This is a genomic window from Rhizobium sp. 01T437 (genome assembly GCF_056398505.1).
In genome coordinates this window covers 215190-233570 of sequence record NZ_JBFTPM010000008.1, presented here as the reverse complement: position 1 = coordinate 233570, position 18381 = coordinate 215190, and the positions used below count along the sequence as shown (strand labels likewise).

Below are 18381 nucleotides of genomic sequence, written 5' to 3'. Positions count from 1 at the left end.
CCGTGCGTCCATTCGGACGCACAAAGGACGCTCTAACTCTTTGAATCTACGCATCAGGCTTTCCGAAAATCGGTTCCGATTTTCGGGCCGATGCTGTAGAGACTATTCCTCGTCCATTTCGTACTTGCGCTCGTGGCGCAGGCCAATGCTGGTCAGCATCTCATAGCCGATCGTACCCGCCGCCTTCGCCGCATCGTCGACGAGGACATTCTTGCCGAAAAGTTCGATATAGTCGCCGGCACGGACAGCATTTTCAGGCAGGTCGGTCACGTCGAAGATCGTCTGGTCCATGGTGATACGACCGGCGACCGGCACCTTCTGGCCGGCAACAAAACCCTGTCCACCCTGCGGCACGACCTCGCGCAGCGGCACGCCGCCACTCGACAGGCTGCGCATATAGCCATCGGCGTAACCGGCCGAGACGATCGCCAGCCGGCTGTCGCGCGTCAGCTGCAGCGCCCGCCCATAGCTGACGGATTCGCCAGCCTTGACCGTGCGGATCTGGATGATACGCGCCTCGGCAGTTGCCACCGGCCGCATCGGGTTTGCGATGCCATTGACGGCCTGCCCGCCATAGAGCGCGATGCCCGGCCGGGTGAGATCGAAGTGATAATCATCCCCCAGGAAGATGCCGCCGGAGGCAGCAAGGCTTGAATCGATACCTTCATAGGCGGCGCTAACCGTGCGGAATGATTCAAGCTGCTGCTTGTTCATCGCAGAGGACTGATCGTCGCCGCAGGCAAGATGGCTCATGACGAGAACGGGAGCGAAACTCGCCGGCCGCGACACGTCGTTGGCAAGCGCAATCGCCTCGTCCACCGTCAGGCCGAGCCTGTTGAAGCCGGTATCGATATGCAGCGCGCACGGATAATCGCCATAATCGGCAAGCACCGCCATCCAGAAGGCAAGCTGCTCTTCCGAGGAGATGATCGGCACAAGATCGTTTTCGAAGAAACGCCGCTCGGTGCCTGGCCAGATGCCGGCAAGCACGAAGATGCGTGCCTCCGGCGCAAACATGCGCAGCGTGACACCTTCATCGACGGTAGCGACGAAGAAATCCCGTGCGCCGGCAAGATAGAGCGCTTCGCCGGCATCCTCGATCCCCATCCCATAGGCATCCGCCTTGACGACAGCGGCCGTGCGCGCCTTTCCGGAGCGGCGCGCCATATCCCGCCAGTTGTCGGTCAGCGCCGTCAGATCGACGGTCAGCCGCAGGCCGGCGGAGGCGAAAAGGTCGTCGTCTTCGAAGGGGATGGAAAAATCAGTCATGAATCGCCGCAATGAAAGGGAAAGGAAAATGCTGCCAGTACTCTAGAGAGCATTGTGGCAAAGAGAAAGCACGGGCGGTCACATACCAGCCTTTCCCACATGCGATCACTTTTGTTCAAGACGTAGGGTGGCCAGCGCGCTAATCTGGCGGGATGCAGAACGTTTCGCAGAAAGAGGCGGCAGACGCCATGCCGCTCGCCAAGGTGGAATCGGCCCGCTTCTGGCGGGACAGCCGCTTCCGCGATATGGAGTGCCTGAGTGCGAGCTTTCTGACACATGAATATGCCCCGCATGCCCACGACACTTTCAGCATTGGCGCGATCGAAAGCGGCAGCCAGATCGCCACGGTGCGCGGCAGGCGGGAAGAGACCGGTCCGGGCGACCTCTATCTGATCGATCCCGGTGTCGTCCACGATGGCACTCCCGGCGGCGAGGGGTATCGCTATCGGATGATCTATCCGGATACGAAGCTCTTCATCGACATACTGGAGGATGTCACCGGCAAGGCCTTCAACGCGACGCCGTCCTTTGCGGGAGCGCTGCCGCGCGATCCGCAACTTGCCAAAGCTTTCCACACTGCCCACCGCACGCTTGAAAGTGGGGCGGGCGCGCTGGAATCCGATGAAAGCATGTTCTCGGTGCTGGCTGCGATCTTCGCCCGCTATGGCAGCACGATCGTCCTACCCGTCGACACCAAGGAGCGCAGCGCTGTCGGCCGCGCCCGCGATTACCTCACCGAGAATTTCGACAGCGATGTCGGCCTTGAGGAACTGGCCAAGGTGGCAGGGCTAAGCCGCGCCCATCTGATCCGCGCCTTCCGCAGGGAATATTATATCACCCCGCATGCCTTCCTGACCGATCGGCGCGTGCTCGTCGCTCGTCGGTTGCTGAGGGAGGGCCGCATGCCGGCGGATGTCGCCGTTGAATGCGGCTTTGCCGATCAGGCGCATTTCACCCGCCACTTCAAATCGCGCACCGGCGTCACCCCCGGCCAGTTCCGCGTCGGCTAATCACTTTCGTTCAATACAGGCTTCCATGGTTCGGCTACCTCTCCGCCATCTTGATGCGGAGGTTGCCAATGTTGCAGCGAAGCCGGCCAGCCGGCGAATTTCTTGCCGGAATGCGAGCCATTTTCCCATTGATCGTCGCGGTCCTGCCGATCGGGCTCGTCTTCGGCGCAGTCTCGGCCACCAAGGGCCTCTCGGCTCCGGAAACGACATTGATGAGCGCGCTCGTCTTTGCCGGCGGCTCGCAATTCGTGGCGATGGATATCTGGACGCATCCGGCAAGCTGGATCGGTGTCGGTTTCGCGGCCCTGCTGGTCAATATCCGCCACGTACTGATGAGCGCGTCGATCGGCACGAAGATGCAGTCTTTCTCAGGCATCAAGCGTTATATCGCCATGCTCTTCCTCGCCGATGAGCTCTGGGCCATGGCGGAATTCCGCGCTGGCAGCACGCGTCTGACCCCGGCCTGGTATGCAGGCATCGTCACGCCCTTCTACCTCACCTGGGTCGGCTCATCGCTTGCAGGTGCGCTGCTCGGCGCCTTTCTCGGCGATCCCGCCGTCATCGGGCTCGACTTCGCCTTTCCGGCCGTCTTCATCGTGCTGGTCATGGGTTTCTGGAAGGGACCGGAAACCGGCGCCGTTCTCGCCGCAAGCGGGATTGCGGCCGTTGTGGTCCACGAGTTCGTGCCAGGTGTCTGGTACATCGCAGCCGGCGCGCTGGCAGGGCTGGCAATGGCTCTCTGGAGAGGCAGGATGCGGGAACAAGCGGCATGACACTTGATCTCAATACACTGCTCGCCATCCTCGCAATGGCTGTCGCGACGATCTTCACCCGTATCAGCGGCCTCGTGCTGATCCGCTATGTGGAAATTGACGAGAACAGGAGAACGGCAATCGAAGCCATTCCACCCGCGGTGTTGATGGCCGTCATTGCCCCGACCGCTTTTGCGACTGGTTGGGCGGAGACGCTGGCATGCGCGGCAACGGCTATTGCCGCGCGCCGCCTGCCGATGCTGGCAAGCGTTGTCATCGGCGTCGCGACAGTGGCCATGTTGCGGGCAGCAGGTTTCTGAAAGAAATTGACGCGAAAAACCCGCGTCAATGTTCCTCATACTGTGTGAAGGACGGATCGGCGAGATCGGCAAAGCGCGTGAACTCAGCCTGGAAGGCGAGCTTCACCGTGCCGGTCGGTCCGTGACGCTGCTTGGCGATGATGACGTCTGCCGTGCCCTTCACCTTGTCGAACAGTACTTCCCATTCCGGATATTTCGGATCATGGATATCGCGCGGTTCCATGTTCTTCACGTAATATTCCTCGCGGAACACGAAGAGCACGACGTCGGCGTCCTGCTCGATCGAGCCGGATTCACGAAGGTCGGAAAGCTGCGGACGCTTGTCTTCGCGGCTTTCGACGGCACGCGAGAGCTGGGAGAGCGCGATGATCGGAACGTTCAGTTCCTTGCCGAGCGCCTTCAGACCCGTGGTGATCTGGGTGATTTCCTGAACGCGGTTCTCGTTGGACTTGCCGGAGCCGGTCATCAGCTGCACGTAGTCGACAACGAGCACGTCGAGGCCGCGCTGGCGCTTGAGGCGGCGAGCACGCGCCGAAAGCTGGGCGATCGAAATACCACCGGTCTGGTCGATGAAGAGCGGCACTTTCTGCATCATCATCGAGCAGGCGACGAGCTTTTCGAAATCGGCGTCGTTGATGTCACCGCGGCGGATCTTCGAGGAAGAGACTTCCGTCTGCTCGGAGATGATACGCGTGGCGAGCTGTTCGGACGACATTTCGAGCGAGTAGAAGCCGACGACGCCGCCGTTCTTGGCCTTCATGCTGCCGTCGGACTGCACTTCGCCTTCGTAGGCGGCTGCGATGTTGTAGGCGATGTTGGTCGCAAGCGAGGTCTTGCCCATGCCGGGACGTCCTGCAAGCACGATCAAGTCCGAACGCTGCAACCCGCCCATCTTGGAATCGAGCGAATGGATGCCGGTGGAAATGCCGGAGAGGCCGCCGTCGCGTTCCTTGGCAACGGCCGCCATGTCGATGGCGAGCGCTACGGCATCGTTGAAGGCCTGGAAGCCGCCATCGTAGCGGCCGTTTTCGGCAAGCTCGAAAAGACGGCGCTCGGTATCTTCGATCTGCGCCTGCGGCGGCATGTCGAGCGGCGCGTCATAGGCGATATTGACGACATCCTCGCCAATGGTGATCAGCGCACGGCGGATCGCCAGGTCATAGATTGCCCTTCCATAGTCCTCGGCATTGATGATCGTCACGGCGCCGGTGACGAGGCTGGCGAGATATTGCGAAACGGTGATGTCGCCGACTTTTTCGTCGGCCGGCAGGAAGGTCTTCACCGTGACCGGGTTGGCGATCTTGCCCATGCGGATGATGTCGCCGGCGACTTCGAAGATCTTCCGGTGCAGCGGCTCATAAAGATGCGTGGGCTTGAGGAAGTCCGAGACGCGGTAATAGGCGTCGTTGTTCATCAGGATGGCGCCGAGCAGCGCCTGTTCGGCCTCGATGTTGTTCGGCGCTTCGCGATAGTGCTGCTCTGCAGGAGCAACCGCGGCAATCTTTCGTGCAGCTTCGTTCATCGTCATCCGTACTGTCTTTTTCCAAAACTCGGATTTGCAGGGCGGGCCGCATAAAATCAAGTGTCGCGCAGCAACTGCTTTCAGGCGGTCGTCAAATCGGCGGTGCTGTGCACGTTCTTCGACTTCTCCACAGTCGGCAGATCCGCTGAGGAGAAAATATCCTGACTGTCACCTAGGAGACACGCCGCTTTTGGCGACTCACTTCGTCGGTCCAGCATTCGATATTTTAGCGCCCTTGATTCGATGGCGCAGCAAAAAAGCCCGGCAATGAACAGCTTGAAAAAAGGCCTCTTTTGGAATATAAGCACGTATATAATTAGTGCACTAATCAATTGGATTGAAAACGTGACGAATAAAGTTCTTGGACGCGAACTGGTCGAAGACATCTCCGCTTTCAGCCGCAAGTTGCGGGCTGTGTTCGATGCACTGGTAAAAGAGAAAAGCATGACGCTTCCACGCATTCGCGTCTTTCTGATGCTGAACAGGAAGGATGGCATCAGCCAGAAAGAGCTTGCCGACAAGCTGGAGCTCGAAACACCGACGCTGGTGCGCATCCTCGATACGATGGAAGGGCAGGGCTTCGTCGAGCGCCGGGTGGCCGGGTCGGACCGTCGCGCCAAGGAGATCTACCTGACCGAAACCGGCAGGCAATCCGCCGAAGAGTTCGAGGATTTCGCCTGGGATATCCGCAATCAGATCCTCGCCGGCATCTCCGAGGCTGACCTCAGAACCGCCTTGGATGTTGTCAGACATATGCAGGCCAATCTGCAAACCGTGCGCGCCAACTGAGGGAGTGTGGGATGAGCGTGGCGCGAACAGTTCAGGAAACGGCAAACGACAATATCGTTCAGGCTGCACCCGAGCCGGAGCAGGCGACGAACGCGCCTCAGCCGGCGCTGGCCCCGCAGTCGATGCCAGGCTGGAGGATGGCACTCTACATGGCCTCTTCGGTGCTGTTCTTCCTGACGCAGGGCCTCGGCATGAACCTCGTCACGGCCAATATCTATCAGTTGCAGGGATCCTTCTCGGCCACGACGACGGAGATCTCCTGGCTCTCGGCCGCCTATATGGCGCCCTATGCGAGCTTCGCGATCGCGCTGTTCAAGATCCGCACCCAATATGGGCTGCGCCGTTTCGCCGAATTCTCGATCATCTGCTTCGTCATCGCCTCTATCCTCAATCTGTTGGTGACAGACCTGCATTCGGCAATCGTCATCCGCGCCGTCAGCGGCATGGCGGCCGCACCGCTCTCAACCATCGGCTTCCTCTACATGCTGGAAGCCTTTCCGCCGGCAAAGAAGCTGTCGCTCGGCTTGAGCCTTGCGCTGATGAACACGCTCTTTTCAGCGCCGCTCGCCCGCATCATCTCTCCGGCGCTAATCGATCTCGGCGGCTGGAGCGCGCTCTACACCTTTGAAATGGCGCTGGCGCTGACCGCGCTGCCGGTCATCTATATCCTGCCGCTGACAGCCCCGCCGCGTGCCAAGGTGATCCAGGCACTGGACATCCTCAGCTATCTGCTGCTGGCGACTGGCTTCGGCTGCCTGGCGATCGTCCTTTCGCTAGGGCGGCTTTACTGGTGGCTGGAAACGCCTTGGCTCGGCGCCGTGCTGGCTGTCGCAATCGGCGCGCTAATGCTGATGTGCCTCATCGAGATTCCGCGCAAGAACCCGATGATCGACCTCGGCTGGATGTTGTCAGGCCCCAATCTGCGCATGGCGGGCGTCCTGCTGCTCTTTCGCTTCGTCTCCTCGGAACAGTCGACGACATCAGCCAATTTCTACCAGCAGCTCGGGCTCCTCAACGATCAGACCGTTCACCTCTATGGAGTGATCCTGCTGGCATCGATCGCCGGTGGCCTTTTCTGCTCCTTCCTGATGCTGACCCGTTATGTCGAGACGGCGCATTTCCTGGCGCTGGTGCTGATTGCGTCGGGGGCCTGGCTCGACAGCCAGTCGACGAGCCTGACCCGGCCGGAACAGATGTATCTCAGCCAGGCGATGGTGGCCGCGGGCGCCGCCATGTTCCTGCCGCCCGTCATGTCGAAAGGCTTCGGCGCCGTGCTTGCCAAGGGCATGCAGTATGTCGTGAATTTCCTTGTCATTTTCCTGTTCACGCAGAGCATCGGTTCGCTCTTCGCGTCCGCCGTGCTCGGCACTTTCGTGACGATCCGCGAGAAGTTTCATTCCAATGCGCTGGCCGAGCATATCCTGCTGACGAATCCGATCGTCGCGCAACGCGTCCAGCAACTCGCCGGCGCCTATGGCAAGATCATCACCGACAAGACGCTCCTGAATGCGGAGGGACTTTCGCTGCTGTCGCAGCAAGTGACGCGCGAGGCCTATATCCTCGCTTACAACGACGCTTTCTACGTCATCTTCATCGCCTCGGCCGCCGGCCTGGCGATCCTTCTCCTTCACCTCGCATTTGACAGGCTCATCCGGCCGCTTCTCGCGCAACCGGATGTGGCCGTGCAGCCCTGAAATCCTATCGAGTGACAGCCATGTTCAAGTTTCTTCGCTCTCCCGCCACCATCATCACGCTTTTCGCAGGCGCTGCCGGCGTCCTGCTCATTCTCTACGCCTGGCGCTTGCCGCCTTTCGTCACTTCGGTCGAGACCACCGACAACGCCTATGTGCGCGGCTACGTGACGCTGATGAGCCCGCAGGTCAGCGGTTATGTCGTCGATGTGCCTGTCGCGGATTACCAGCAGGTCAAGCAGGGAGCGGTACTCGCCAGGATCGACGACCGGATCTACGCCCAGAAGGTAGCGCAGGCGCGTGCAACGCTCGATGCCCAGAAAGCCTCGTTTGCCAATTCGCACCAGCAGGAGCTTTCAGCCAAGGCGAGTATCAATTCGGCCGAGGCACAGATCGACAGCGCCAACGCGGCGCTGAAGCGTGCCGAACTTGCTTCCAACCGCATCCGGAACCTCGGCGACCGCGGCATTGCCTCGACCAGCGAAGCCGAACAGGCGCAATCGACGCTGGACCAGGCAAAGGCGTCCGTCCATCAAGCCGAAGCATCTCTGGAGGTCGCCAAGCAGAACCTTGCCACCATCATCGTCAGCAGAGCTTCGCTGGAGGCAAATGTCGCCGGCGCCGAGGCAGCCGTTCATCTCGCCGAAATCGACCTGCAGAACACGACGATTGCCGCGCCGCGCGACGGCCATCTCGGTGACGTCGGCGTGCGGATCGGCCAGTATGTCGCTGCCGGCACGCAGTTGATGGCTGTTGTGCCCGATGATGTCTGGGTGGTCGCTAACTTCAAGGAAACGCAGCTCGACGGCATGAAGGTCGGCCAGCCTGTCGTGATCTCGGTCGATGCGCTCAACCGGCGCGAACTGAAGGGACATATCGAGCGTTTCTCGCCCGCGGCCGGCTCCGAATTCGCGGTCATCAAGCCTGATAATGCGACCGGTAATTTCATCAAGATCGCGCAACGTGTCGGCGTCAGGATCGGCATCGACGACGGTCAGGAAATCGCCGAGCTTGCCCCGGGGCTCTCGGTCGTCGTCCATGTCGACAAGAGCGCCGAACCGCAGCGACAGACGGCAGAAAATTAGACAACAAAAAAGCCCGGCGGGAGCCGGGCTTTCCGTTCTGTCTGAAGACAGAAATTACGCTTCGTCTTCGTCGAGGCCGTCGGCTTCCGGATCGAAGAAGTCTTCCGGACGCAGGGCGTCTTCGTCAACGCCGTAGATGGCGTCGACAGAGGTGAGTTCTTCGCCCTTGGACTGACGCTCGGCTTCTTCAGCGGAACGGGCAACGTTTAGCTCGATGTTGATCTCAACTTCAGCATGGAGCTGAAGCTCGACCTTGTGTAGGCCGATCGCCTTGATCGGCGTGTTGAGGTGAACCTGGTTGCGAGCGATGTTGAAGCCTTCGGCGGCCAGGATGTCGACGACGTCACGGGCAGCGACGGAGCCGTAGAGCTGGCCGGTTTCGCCGGCAGAGCGGACGACGATGAAGGACTTGCCGTCGAGAACGTCGGCGACCTTCTGGGCTTCGGACTTGCGCTCGAGGTTACGGGCTTCGAGCGTTGCGCGCTCGGATTCGAAACGGGCCTTGTTGGCAGCATTGGCGCGCAGTGCCTTGCCGAGCGGCAGGAGGTAGTTGCGTGCAAAGCCGTCGCGAACCTTTACGGTTTCGCCCATCTGGCCGAGCTTGGAGATGCGTTCGAGGAGGATGACGTCCATGGTGTTTTTCCTTTCTTGTTCTCAGATTTCGCTATCGGGTTGTTTGGGGGCATCAGCATCCTTGGTCGGGGTCAGGGCGATCGCCTTGCGGGTATCGGCGAGACCAAGCACGAGGATGAAAAGGGCTGGCAGCATCATGGTGGATGCCAGGTAGCAGAGGATGAGGGCCGGCAAGCGCCAGTCCTTGCCGCGCGTGCGGAAATGCAGCGCGGCGAAGCCGGACATCAGGAAGCCGGCGCCGAAGGCTCCGACAACCGTGGCGCCGATCATCGCCGGAATGCCACCCATGAAGGTGGCGGCAAGACCGGCGAGGAAGATGAAGATCGAATTGCGGTTCATGCGCAGCGACGAGGGAATATCCTCGCGCGGGCGCAGGCCTTTACCGGAAGCGGCAACGATGCGCGTCGCGATGTAGTAGGCGGCAAACAGCATTACCACCCAGATGGCGCCCTGCAGGGCCGGCAGCATCAGGACGACGAGCGACTTCGTCTGCGCAGTCGCGACGGGATCCGGAACGAATGTCGGCTGCTGCTCCTGCAGCGAGGCCATCAGCACATCGACCATCTGGTCGGTGATTTCAGGCCCGTAGCCGATCATGATGCCGGTCACGATGACGGCAAAGGTGACGAGACCGCAGAGATGCAGCAGGATATCGGAAAGCGGATACCAGGCGAGCAGATTGTCGGGGCCGCCGAGTTCGGAGGCCGGGCGCGCAAGGTTCGCAAGGTGGCTCAGCCAGCCTGCCGGCAGCAGCGTCACCAGCGTCATGACGAGCGCGAAGGAGGGCGAAATGGCAATCGCGCCGAGCACAGCAGCGGTGACGACAGCGGAAATGGCGGCGAGATTGCCCCAGCCGAGGCCGACGAGCAGGATCGGAAGTGCGGAAGCGGCGTAGAGGACAGCACTGAACGACGGCTGCATGCTCGCGCCAAGCACAAGCAAGGCGGCGGTCAATCCGGCGAGTGCGCCGATCGCAAGCGTTTTCGGGTTCAGTTTTGTCACTTCGCTGTCCTGCTTCATCAAGCAGTTAGAGGATTTCCCTGAATCAATCCGGGAGATGCCTCAACATGGGTTTTCAGGTTCCGATCCGCGCCCATCGCGGAAGGGATGGAAGCCCCGGATCCGAAGACCCGGGGCTCCAATAGTCAATTAGGCGACGACGTACGGCAGCAGGCCGAGGAAGCGGGCGCGCTTGATCGCCTGGGCGAGTTCGCGCTGCTTCTTCTGGGAAACGGCCGTGATGCGGGACGGAACGATCTTGCCGCGCTCGGAAATGTAGCGCTGCAGGAGACGGACATCCTTGTAGTCGATGCGCGGAGCGTTTGCACCGGAGAACGGGCAGGTCTTGCGACGACGATGGAACGGACGACGGACCGGAGCGGAGGAAGATTCAGACATTCTTATTTCTCCTTATGCACGGTCTTCGCGGGGAGCGCGGTCAGGACGCGGGCCACGCTGGAAGTCGCCGTCACGGCGCGGCGGACGATCGCCGAATTCGCGGCGCGGGCCACGGTCGCCGCCGTCACGCGGGCCACGGTCGTCGCGGTCGCGCTTCTGCATCATAGCAGACGGACCGTCTTCGTGCTTTTCAACAGCGATGGTCATGTAGCGAAGAACGTCTTCGCTGATGCGCATCTGGCGTTCCATTTCCTGGATCGCGGCTGCCGGCGCATCGATGTCCATCAGGGCGTAGTGAGCCTTGCGGTTCTTCTTGATGCGGTAGGTGAGGGACTTGAGGCCCCAGTTTTCGATACGCCCGACTTTACCGCCGTTTGCTTCGATCACGCCCTTGTACTGTTCTACGAGGGCATCGACCTGCTGCGACGTGATATCCTGTCGGGCAAGGAATACATGTTCATAAAGAGCCATGACAGCTTTGCCTTTCTTGCGTTGATCAGAACCCGATATTCGGCGGCTAAGCCTCAACGACTGCTCCTGAGAGGCGACAAGCGCCAGGCAAGAAAAGCGTTTCCGAGACGGTCGAGAGCGGAGACACGGGAGGCTGGAACGCTTCCGTTCCGAACGATTTGCAAAATGCAAACCGGCCCTCCGTTCAGCCACCAGCCAGAAGACCGGGTTAACGAACAGGCGCGCTTATACGGATTTTTGAGCGAAAGGCAAGGGAAGCGGGCAAGAAACTATGAAAAGCGATCCCTGCCTGCCGGAAATGAAAAAGGGCGCGATTGCACGCGCCCTCAAAATATCGGCATCCGGATGCCTCTTAGAGCGGCATCGGATACTGCCGGTGAACCTTCTCGATGTCGGCAAGAGCATCGTTGCTGAGCACCACATTCGCCGAGCCGATATCCGTCTTCAGCTGCGCCATCGTTGTCGCGCCGATAATGACCGAGGTCATGAAGCGGCGGGTCAGGCAGAAGGCAAGCGCCATCTGCGAGGGATCGAGGCCGTGGCGGGCGGCGATGTCGAGATAGGCCTTCGTCGGCGCTTCCTGCAACGGCTGCAGGCGGCCGCCGAGGTCGCCGTTGATTGCGGCGCGCGTGCCCGCCGGCTTCTCGCCGTTGATGTACTTGCCAGTCAAGATGCCGGCAGCCAGTGGCGAATAGGCGAGCAGGCCGACATCTTCGTGGTGGGAGAGCTCCGCCAGGTCGAGATCGAAATGGCGGTAGAGGAGATTGTATTCGTTCTGGACGCTGGCGACGCGCGGCAGGTTCATCTGCTCGGACAGCGTCAAATATTTCTGGATACCCCAGGTCGTCTCGTTGGACAGGCCGAAGGCACGGATCTTACCTTCCTTCACCAACTCGCCCATGGCTTCGGCGATGTCGACCATGTTGGCGACCGCCTTAGCGCGGTCCTGTTTGAAGGGGTCATAGTGCCAGCTCTGCCGGAAATGGAAATGGCCGCGGCTCGGCCAGTGGACCTGATAGAGATCGATATAGTCGGTCTTGAGCCGCTTCAGGCTGGAGTCGACCGCGAGCCTTATGTTCTTGGAATCGGCGCCTTCGCCGTCACGCAGATAGGAACGGCCCGTACCGGCGACCTTGGTGGCGAGCACGATATCCTTGCGTTTGCCGCTCTTTTCGAACCAGCTGCCGATATAGTCTTCCGTGCGGCCCTGCGTTTCGGCCGAAACGGGCGTGGTCGGATAAAGCTCGGCAGTATCGAAGAAGTTGATGCCTTCTTGGACGGCGTAGTCCATCTGTTCGTGGGCTTCCGCCTCGCTGTTCTGCGTGCCCCAGGTCATAGTGCCAAGGCAAATCTCGGAAACGGAAATATCTGTGCGGCCTAATTTATTGTATTTCATCGGAAACCTTGGGCGTGATCTGAAAAAGCAAGAGCTTGGGAAGAGCCGCGCAAATCTAGGCTGGATTTGCCGAAGCGCAAGAGGAAAAACCGGGTGTTCCCGCTGGGGCGAAAGGCTTTGGAGAGAATCTGCCGCCACTTGACTCTGAAAGAAAGAATGTCAATTGGAGGCGAAATGGCCCAATGGGCACTATCGAGGGACTGAAAAATGACCGTTGCTTTCACTTTTCCCGGCCAGGGCAGCCAGGCCGTCGGCATGGGCAAGGATCTCGCCGAGAATTTTGCGGAAGCCCGCGCCGTTTTCGAAGAGGTAGATGAAGCGCTTGGTGAAAAGCTTTCGGATGTCATGTTCAACGGTCCCGAGGACAAGCTTACGCTGACCGCAAACGCCCAGCCGGCGCTGATGGCCGTCTCCATGGCCGTCATCCGCGTTCTGGAAGCTAGGGGTCTCGACCTGAAGGCGAAGGTTGCCTATGTCGCCGGCCATTCGCTCGGCGAATATTCCGCCCTCTGTGCCGCCGGCACCTTCTCGATCGCCGACACGGCGCGACTTCTGCGCATCCGCGGCAACGCCATGCAGGCCGCCGTGCCGGTCGGCGTCGGCGCCATGGCCGCCATCATCGGCCTCGAGCATGCCGATGTGCAGGCCATCTGCGAAGAAGCCGCAGCGATCGGCTCCTGTCAGATCGCCAATGACAATGGCGGCGGCCAGCTCGTCATATCCGGTGAGAAGTCGGCCGTCGAAAAGGCCGCCGGCCTCGCGACCGACAAGGGCGCCAAGCGCGCCATCCTGCTGCCGGTCTCCGCGCCGTTCCATTCGAAGCTGATGGCGCCTGCCGCAGACGCCATGCGAGAGGCACTCGCCGGCGTGAAGAAGGCCAATCCGGTCGTGCCTGTCATCGCTAATGTCCGCGCCGCTCCAGTCACTGACGCTGAGGAGATCGCCGCACTTCTCGTCGAACAGGTCACCGGACAGGTGCGCTGGCGCGAAACGGTGGAATGGTTCGCCGCAAATGGCGTCACCACGCTCTATGAACTCGGTGCCGGCAAGGTGCTGACCGGCCTTGCACGCCGCATCGACAGGACTATCAATGGCGTCTCGGTCAACGGCCCTGCCGATATCGACGCTGCCATTGCCGCTCTCACGGCCTGATTGCCCCACTTCATATAAGGAACGTTCCCATGTTCGATCTTTCCGGCCGCAAGGCTCTCGTCACCGGCGCATCGGGCGGCATTGGCGAAGAAATCGCCCGCCTTCTCCATAAGCAGGGCGCCATTGTCGGCCTGCACGGTACCCGCGTCGAAAAGCTCGAGGCTTTGGCAAACGAACTCGGCGACCGCGTCAAGATCTTCCCGGCGAACCTGTCGGATCGCGACGAGGTGAAGGCTCTCGGCCAGAAGGCGGAAGCCGATCTCGAAGGCGTCGATATCTTGGTCAACAACGCCGGCATCACCAAGGACGGTCTCTTCGTGCGCATGAGCGACGAGGACTGGGATGCCGTTCTCGAAGTGAACCTGACGGCGACCTTCCGCCTGACACGCGAGCTCACCCATCCGATGATGCGCCGCCGGTATGGCCGCATCATCAACATCACCTCGATCGTCGGCGTCACCGGCAATCCGGGCCAGGCCAATTACTGCGCCTCCAAAGCCGGCATGATCGGCTTCTCGAAGTCGCTGGCGCAGGAAATCGCCACCCGCAACGTGACGGTCAACTGCGTTGCTCCGGGCTTTATCGAAAGCGCCATGACCGGCAAGCTGAATGAAAAGCAGAAGGAAACGATCATGGGCGCGATCCCCATGAAGCGTATGGGAACCGGCGCCGAAGTGGCGTCTGCAGTCGTCTATCTCGCCTCCTCGGAAGCGGCCTATATGACGGGTCAGACCCTGCACGTAAACGGTGGCATGGCCATGATCTGAAACGATTAGCTGCCGCAGCCGCCGATTTCCGCCAATAGCGTGTTGAGCAATCACGAACGGTTGATTTTCTGGCTTTGCGGCAGACTTAAAGCATGTTAAGCGGGCCATGACTGTCAACAGTCGTCCCGAAAAAAGCAGACGGACCGGTGGGCTTTTCGCAAGCCTGGGACTTCTCTAAAGCCGGGTAAACGAGTTTGCCGAGGATGTCTGAAAGCATCGCAGGCTGAAACAGGGTAGGGGTGTCAGAATGACGCTCCGATCAGGACATAAGGTCGAGGAAACCGACATGAGCGATATCGCAGAACGCGTAAAGAAAATTGTTATTGATCATCTTGGCGTCGATGCCGACAAGGTCGTCGAGAGCGCCAGCTTTATCGACGATCTGGGCGCAGACTCGCTCGACACGGTCGAACTGGTCATGGCCTTCGAAGAAGAATTCGGCGTTGAAATCCCCGATGATGCCGCTGACTCGATCCTGACGGTTGGCGATGCCGTGAAGTTTATTGAAAAGGCTCAGGCCTGATTCTGCGCATTCGAGAAAGGGCGGGCCAAGAGTCCGCCCTTTTCTTTTGTGCATGTTTCTCCATAAAACATAACAGACGGGGGGAAAGCAGTCGATGAGAAGGGTCGTCATAACAGGTACCGGCATGGTATCGCCCTTGGGATGCGGAGCAGAAATCACCTGGTCCCGCCTGCGTGCGGGAGCAAACGGCGCCCGCCTCGTGACCGAATTCGAGGTCGATGATCTCCCTGCCAAGATTGCCTGCCGCATTCCCGTCGGCGATGGTTCTGATGGTACCTTCAATGCTGATGATTGGATGGAGCCGAAGGAACAGCGCAAGGTAGACCCCTTCATCATCTACGGCATGGCCGCCGCCGACATGGCGCTCAAGGATGCCGACTGGCATCCCGAAACCGATGAGGACCAGATCGCGACAGGTGTGCTGATCGGCTCGGGCATCGGCGGCATCGAAGGCATTGTCGAAGCCGGCTATACGCTGCGCGACAAGGGCCCGCGCCGCATCTCTCCTTTCTTCATTCCAGGCCGACTGATCAACCTCGTCTCCGGCCAGGTTTCCATTCGCCACAAGCTGCGCGGCCCGAACCATTCGGTCGTCACGGCCTGCTCCACCGGTGCGCATGCCATTGGTGATGCTGCCCGCCTCATCGCGCTCGGCGATGCCGATGTCATGGTTGCCGGCGGCACGGAATCCCCGGTCAGCCGCATTTCGCTTGCCGGCTTTGCCGCCTGCAAGGCGCTGTCGACGCAGCACAACGACGACCCGCAGAAGGCATCGCGCCCCTATGACAAGGACCGTGATGGTTTCGTCATGGGCGAGGGCGCCGGTATCGTGGTTCTCGAAGAGCTGGACCATGCGCTGGCACGCGGCGCCAAGATCTATGCCGAAGTGGTTGGTTACGGGCTTTCCGGCGATGCCTTCCACATCACTGCTCCGTCGGAAGACGGCGACGGCGCGTTCCGCTGCATGACCATGGCGCTGAAGCGCGCCGGCCTGACGCCTGCCGATATCGACTATATCAATGCTCACGGCACCTCGACCATGGCCGATACGATCGAGCTTGGTGCTGTCGAGCGCCTGGTCGGTAATGCGGCGTCTAAGATCTCGATGTCGTCGACCAAATCCGCGACCGGCCACCTGCTCGGTGCTGCCGGCGCCATCGAGGCGATCTTCACGACCCTCGCAATTCGGGATAACGTCGCCCCTCCGACGCTCAATCTCGACAATCCAGAGCGTGAGACCGCGATCGATCTTGTTCCGCACAAGGCTCGTGAGCGAGAAATCAACGTGGCGCTATCCAACTCGTTCGGATTCGGCGGCACGAATGCATCGCTCGTGTTGCGCCGCTACGTCGCGTAACAGGCGGTTCACGAGCACGGGCGAACGTCAAACGGCGTCATGAAGCGCGGCAGAACCTGTTTTTGCCGCATTACTTCGCGAAATAGCGAAGCGGGGGCCAAGTTTTAGAGGATTGCCGGTGAGCGATACGACCAACCAGAGCAGCGACAACGGCCAGCCGGCGCAGAAGGGACCGATCATCCCGAAATCGCCGAGCGAAGCCCTGCGCCCGGAACGTGTTCCCGAGCCGCCGAAGCGCTCCAGGAATGCGCGCAGCCAGGTCGTCCTCTTCCTGAATTTCGTAATGACCATGGCGGTGGTCGTCTGCATCGCCGGTCTCATTGGCTTTTACTACGCCATCACCGCCTATCAGAACCCCGGCCCGCTGCAGACGAACACCAACTTCATCGTCCGCAATGGCGCAGGCCTCGCGGAAATCGCCACGAATCTCGAGCGCAATCTCATTATCTCGGATGCGCGCGTCTTCCGCTATCTGACCGCGACGCATCTGAGCGCCGGCGAAAGCCTCAAGGCGGGTGAATACGAGATCAAGGCGCATGCATCCATGAACGAGATCATGGAGCTTCTGAAATCGGGCAAGTCGATCCTCTATTCCGTTTCCTTCCCCGAAGGTCTGACGGTGCGACAGATGTTCGACCGCATGCTGGACGATCCGGTGCTCGAAGGCGACCTGCCTGCCGCGCTGCCGGCAGAAGGCAGCCTGCGGCCCGATACCTACAAGTTCTCGCGCGGTACCAAGCGGTCCGAGATCATCGACCAGATGGCCGCCGCCCAGCAGAAGCTGGTCGACCAGATCTGGGAACGGCGTGATCCGTCCCTGCTTTTGAAGAGCAAGGAAGAGTTCGTCACGCTCGCCTCCATCGTCGAGAAGGAGACGGGAGTGCCGGATGAGCGCGCCCATGTCGCCTCCGTCTTCCTGAACCGTCTCGGCAAGGGCATGCGTCTGCAGTCCGATCCGACCATCATCTACGGTCTCTTCGGTGGCGATGGTAAACCCGCAGACCGGCCGATCTATCAGTCGGACCTGAAGAAAGAGACGCCCTTCAACACCTACGTCATCAAGGGCCTGCCGCCGACGCCGATCGCAAATCCCGGCAAAGACGCGCTGGAAGCTGTCGCCAATCCCTGGAAGACGCAGGACCTCTATTTCGTTGCCGATGGCACCGGCGGTCACGTCTTTGCGGCAACGCTCGAAGACCACAACGTCAACGTCAAGCGCTGGCGTAAGCTGGAAGCCGACAAGGGCGCCGATCCCGAAATTGTCGTCGACGGACAGCCGGAAGACCAGCCTGCGGACAATACATCCGCGGTTCCGCCGAAGAAAAAGAAGATCAACTGATATCGGGAGGCCTTTGATGGCATTGCAGTCCATGACTGGTTTTGCGCGGCGCGAGGGAACGACCGACCGCTGGCGCTGGGCATGGGAACTGCGTTCGGTCAACGGCAAGGGCTTTGATCTCCGCCTCCGCCTCCCGCCCGGTCTGGAGCGCCTCGAAACGGATGTTCGCCGCATTGCCGGCGAGAATTTCAGCCGCGGCAATCTGCAGGCCACACTGGCGCTGACGACAGGCGAAAGCCAGCTTGAAGCCGTGCTCAATCAGGATGCCTTCGCTGCCGTTCTCACCATGCGCGACAAGCTGGAAGGTCTTATCGATCCAGCGCCACTGAGGCTCGATACCCTGCTTTCCATCCGCGGCCTCGTCGATTTCCGCGAGACGCAGGACAGCGAAGAGACGGTTGCCGCGCGCGATGCCGATATCCAGTCGGGACTGACGGCTGCTCTTTCCGATCTCAGGACCATGCGTGAGCAGGAGGGAGCAGCACTCGCGCGTGTGCTTCTCGGCCATGTCGCGATGATTGAAGCTCTGACAAGCACGATCGAGGCTGATCCCTCGCGCTCGCCGCAGCAGATCGCGACAAGGCTCTCCGCGCAGGTGGCGCTCCTCATGGAAGGAGCCGGCGGGCTCGACCGTGACCGGCTGCACGCCGAAGCAGCGCTGCTCGCAACCAAGGCGGATCTGCGCGAAGAGATCGACCGGCTGAAGGCCCATGTCGCTGCCGCCCGCGATCTCGTGACAAAAGGTGGCCCGGTTGGCCGAAAGCTCGATTTCCTTGCACAGGAATTTAACCGAGAATCGAATACAATCTGCTCGAAGTCGAACGCATCGGCCGTCACCGCAGCCGGCATCGAGCTGAAGGTGGTGATCGATCAGTTCCGCGAGCAGGTCCAGAATTTGGAGTAGGAC

19 protein-coding genes are annotated in these 18381 nt (G+C 60.5%); 12 read left to right on the top strand and 7 right to left on the bottom strand.

Annotated features, from left to right (window positions below):
• Window positions 1-102 precede the first annotated feature (102 nt).
• Window positions 103-1269, bottom strand: coding sequence for an alanine racemase (gene alr, locus AC1DM5_RS18880; protein WP_477820199.1), 1167 nt, complete (start codon window positions 1267-1269; stop codon window positions 103-105).
• A gap of 188 nt (window positions 1270-1457) precedes the next feature.
• Here alr and AC1DM5_RS18875 point away from each other — a divergent pair, with 188 nt between their 5' ends.
• The 3 genes from AC1DM5_RS18875 to AC1DM5_RS18865 all read left to right on the top strand — a co-directional run bounded on the left by AC1DM5_RS18875 (window position 1458) and on the right by AC1DM5_RS18865 (window position 3351).
• Complete coding sequence (locus AC1DM5_RS18875; protein ID WP_477820235.1) at window positions 1458-2279, top strand: AraC family ligand binding domain-containing protein; 822 nt, start codon at window positions 1458-1460, stop codon at window positions 2277-2279.
• A 68-nt stretch (window positions 2280-2347) separates the two neighbouring features.
• Window positions 2348-3052 carry an AzlC family ABC transporter permease gene (locus tag AC1DM5_RS18870; RefSeq protein ID WP_477820198.1) on the top strand — a complete coding sequence of 235 codons (705 nt, stop codon included), beginning with the start codon at window positions 2348-2350 and terminating at the stop codon, window positions 3050-3052.
• Window positions 3049-3351: an AzlD family protein gene (locus AC1DM5_RS18865; protein ID WP_477820197.1), complete on the top strand. Its 303-nt coding sequence runs from the start codon at window positions 3049-3051 to the stop codon at window positions 3349-3351. Before AC1DM5_RS18870 ends, AC1DM5_RS18865 begins: the two co-directional genes overlap by 4 nt.
• A 25-nt stretch (window positions 3352-3376) precedes the next feature.
• Here AC1DM5_RS18865 and AC1DM5_RS18860 read toward each other — a convergent pair whose 3' ends face one another.
• On the bottom strand, window positions 3377-4873 hold the full coding sequence (locus tag AC1DM5_RS18860) for a replicative DNA helicase (RefSeq protein ID WP_477820234.1): 1497 nt from the start codon (window positions 4871-4873) through the stop codon (window positions 3377-3379).
• A 345-nt stretch (window positions 4874-5218) separates the two neighbouring features.
• Between AC1DM5_RS18860 and AC1DM5_RS18855 the strand changes: the two genes are divergently transcribed.
• The 3 genes from AC1DM5_RS18855 to AC1DM5_RS18845 are packed head-to-tail and all read left to right on the top strand — an operon-like array spanning window position 5219 to window position 8438.
• Entirely contained in the window at window positions 5219-5662 is a 444-nt protein-coding gene (locus AC1DM5_RS18855; RefSeq protein WP_477975416.1) for a MarR family winged helix-turn-helix transcriptional regulator, read from the top strand.
• Between the two features lie 11 nt (window positions 5663-5673).
• Complete coding sequence (locus AC1DM5_RS18850) at window positions 5674-7356, top strand: MFS transporter (protein ID WP_477820195.1); 1683 nt, start codon at window positions 5674-5676, stop codon at window positions 7354-7356.
• A 20-nt stretch (window positions 7357-7376) separates the two neighbouring features.
• Window positions 7377-8438, top strand: coding sequence for an HlyD family secretion protein (locus AC1DM5_RS18845; protein WP_477975414.1), 1062 nt, complete (start codon window positions 7377-7379; stop codon window positions 8436-8438).
• A gap of 54 nt (window positions 8439-8492) precedes the next feature.
• On the opposite strand, the gene rplI is transcribed toward AC1DM5_RS18845, so the two are convergent.
• From rplI to AC1DM5_RS18820, 5 genes are all read right to left on the bottom strand, one after another.
• Window positions 8493-9071: a 50S ribosomal protein L9 gene (gene rplI, locus AC1DM5_RS18840; protein ID WP_477820193.1), complete on the bottom strand. Its 579-nt coding sequence runs from the start codon at window positions 9069-9071 to the stop codon at window positions 8493-8495.
• 21 nt (window positions 9072-9092) lie between these two features.
• Window positions 9093-10091 (bottom strand): DUF2232 domain-containing protein, encoded by a 999-nt coding sequence (locus AC1DM5_RS18835; RefSeq protein ID WP_477820233.1) that lies wholly within the window; start codon window positions 10089-10091, stop codon window positions 9093-9095.
• Between the two features lie 129 nt (window positions 10092-10220).
• Window positions 10221-10469 (bottom strand): 30S ribosomal protein S18, encoded by a 249-nt coding sequence (gene rpsR / locus AC1DM5_RS18830; protein WP_007531286.1) that lies wholly within the window; start codon window positions 10467-10469, stop codon window positions 10221-10223.
• Between the two features lie 12 nt (window positions 10470-10481).
• The gene (rpsF, locus tag AC1DM5_RS18825; protein WP_477820192.1) at window positions 10482-10940 is read right to left on the bottom strand and encodes a 30S ribosomal protein S6; all 459 of its coding nucleotides are present in this window, start codon (window positions 10938-10940) and stop codon (window positions 10482-10484) included.
• Window positions 10941-11292: 352 nt separating this feature from the next.
• Complete coding sequence (locus AC1DM5_RS18820; RefSeq protein WP_477820191.1) at window positions 11293-12336, bottom strand: aldo/keto reductase; 1044 nt, start codon at window positions 12334-12336, stop codon at window positions 11293-11295.
• A 207-nt stretch (window positions 12337-12543) separates the two neighbouring features.
• Here AC1DM5_RS18820 and fabD point away from each other — a divergent pair, with 207 nt between their 5' ends.
• From fabD to AC1DM5_RS18790, 6 genes are all read left to right on the top strand, one after another.
• On the top strand, window positions 12544-13488 hold the full coding sequence (gene fabD, locus AC1DM5_RS18815) for an ACP S-malonyltransferase (RefSeq protein WP_477820190.1): 945 nt from the start codon (window positions 12544-12546) through the stop codon (window positions 13486-13488).
• 29 nt (window positions 13489-13517) lie between these two features.
• A complete protein-coding gene (gene fabG / locus AC1DM5_RS18810; RefSeq protein WP_007820098.1) occupies window positions 13518-14255 on the top strand; it encodes a 3-oxoacyl-[acyl-carrier-protein] reductase in 738 nt (245 codons plus the stop codon).
• A gap of 286 nt (window positions 14256-14541) precedes the next feature.
• Entirely contained in the window at window positions 14542-14778 is a 237-nt protein-coding gene (locus AC1DM5_RS18805; protein WP_003547058.1) for an acyl carrier protein, read from the top strand.
• 94 nt (window positions 14779-14872) lie between these two features.
• Entirely contained in the window at window positions 14873-16135 is a 1263-nt protein-coding gene (gene fabF / locus AC1DM5_RS18800; protein WP_113184548.1) for a beta-ketoacyl-ACP synthase II, read from the top strand.
• Between the two features lie 118 nt (window positions 16136-16253).
• Window positions 16254-17474, top strand: a complete 1221-nt coding sequence (gene mltG / locus AC1DM5_RS18795) for an endolytic transglycosylase MltG (RefSeq protein ID WP_477820189.1) — start codon at window positions 16254-16256, stop codon at window positions 17472-17474.
• A gap of 16 nt (window positions 17475-17490) precedes the next feature.
• Window positions 17491-18378: a YicC/YloC family endoribonuclease gene (locus AC1DM5_RS18790; protein WP_477820188.1), complete on the top strand. Its 888-nt coding sequence runs from the start codon at window positions 17491-17493 to the stop codon at window positions 18376-18378.
• Window positions 18379-18381 lie beyond the last annotated feature (3 nt).

Excerpts from the sequence above, each read along its gene's own strand:
- AC1DM5_RS18850 (WP_477820195.1), top strand. The coding sequence starts at position 5,674 with ATGAGCGTGGCGCGAACAGTTCAGGAAACGGCAAACGACAATATCGTT.
- AC1DM5_RS18820 (WP_477820191.1), bottom strand. The coding sequence starts at position 12,336 with ATGAAATACAATAAATTAGGCCGCACAGATATTTCCGTTTCCGAGATT.
- AC1DM5_RS18790 (WP_477820188.1), top strand. The coding sequence starts at position 17,491 with ATGGCATTGCAGTCCATGACTGGTTTTGCGCGGCGCGAGGGAACGACC.
- fabG (WP_007820098.1), top strand. The coding sequence starts at position 13,518 with ATGTTCGATCTTTCCGGCCGCAAGGCTCTCGTCACCGGCGCATCGGGC.
- fabD (WP_477820190.1), top strand. The coding sequence starts at position 12,544 with ATGACCGTTGCTTTCACTTTTCCCGGCCAGGGCAGCCAGGCCGTCGGC.
- AC1DM5_RS18845 (WP_477975414.1), top strand. The coding sequence starts at position 7,377 with ATGTTCAAGTTTCTTCGCTCTCCCGCCACCATCATCACGCTTTTCGCA.
- rpsR (WP_007531286.1), bottom strand. The coding sequence starts at position 10,469 with ATGTCTGAATCTTCCTCCGCTCCGGTCCGTCGTCCGTTCCATCGTCGT.
- fabF (WP_113184548.1), top strand. The coding sequence starts at position 14,873 with ATGAGAAGGGTCGTCATAACAGGTACCGGCATGGTATCGCCCTTGGGA.
- AC1DM5_RS18870 (WP_477820198.1), top strand. The coding sequence starts at position 2,348 with ATGTTGCAGCGAAGCCGGCCAGCCGGCGAATTTCTTGCCGGAATGCGA.
- AC1DM5_RS18865 (WP_477820197.1), top strand. The coding sequence starts at position 3,049 with ATGACACTTGATCTCAATACACTGCTCGCCATCCTCGCAATGGCTGTC.
- alr (WP_477820199.1), bottom strand. The coding sequence starts at position 1,269 with ATGACTGATTTTTCCATCCCCTTCGAAGACGACGACCTTTTCGCCTCC.
- AC1DM5_RS18835 (WP_477820233.1), bottom strand. The coding sequence starts at position 10,091 with ATGAAGCAGGACAGCGAAGTGACAAAACTGAACCCGAAAACGCTTGCG.
- AC1DM5_RS18805 (WP_003547058.1), top strand. The coding sequence starts at position 14,542 with ATGAGCGATATCGCAGAACGCGTAAAGAAAATTGTTATTGATCATCTT.
- rplI (WP_477820193.1), bottom strand. The coding sequence starts at position 9,071 with ATGGACGTCATCCTCCTCGAACGCATCTCCAAGCTCGGCCAGATGGGC.
- AC1DM5_RS18860 (WP_477820234.1), bottom strand. The coding sequence starts at position 4,873 with ATGAACGAAGCTGCACGAAAGATTGCCGCGGTTGCTCCTGCAGAGCAG.
- rpsF (WP_477820192.1), bottom strand. The coding sequence starts at position 10,940 with ATGGCTCTTTATGAACATGTATTCCTTGCCCGACAGGATATCACGTCG.
- AC1DM5_RS18875 (WP_477820235.1), top strand. The coding sequence starts at position 1,458 with ATGCCGCTCGCCAAGGTGGAATCGGCCCGCTTCTGGCGGGACAGCCGC.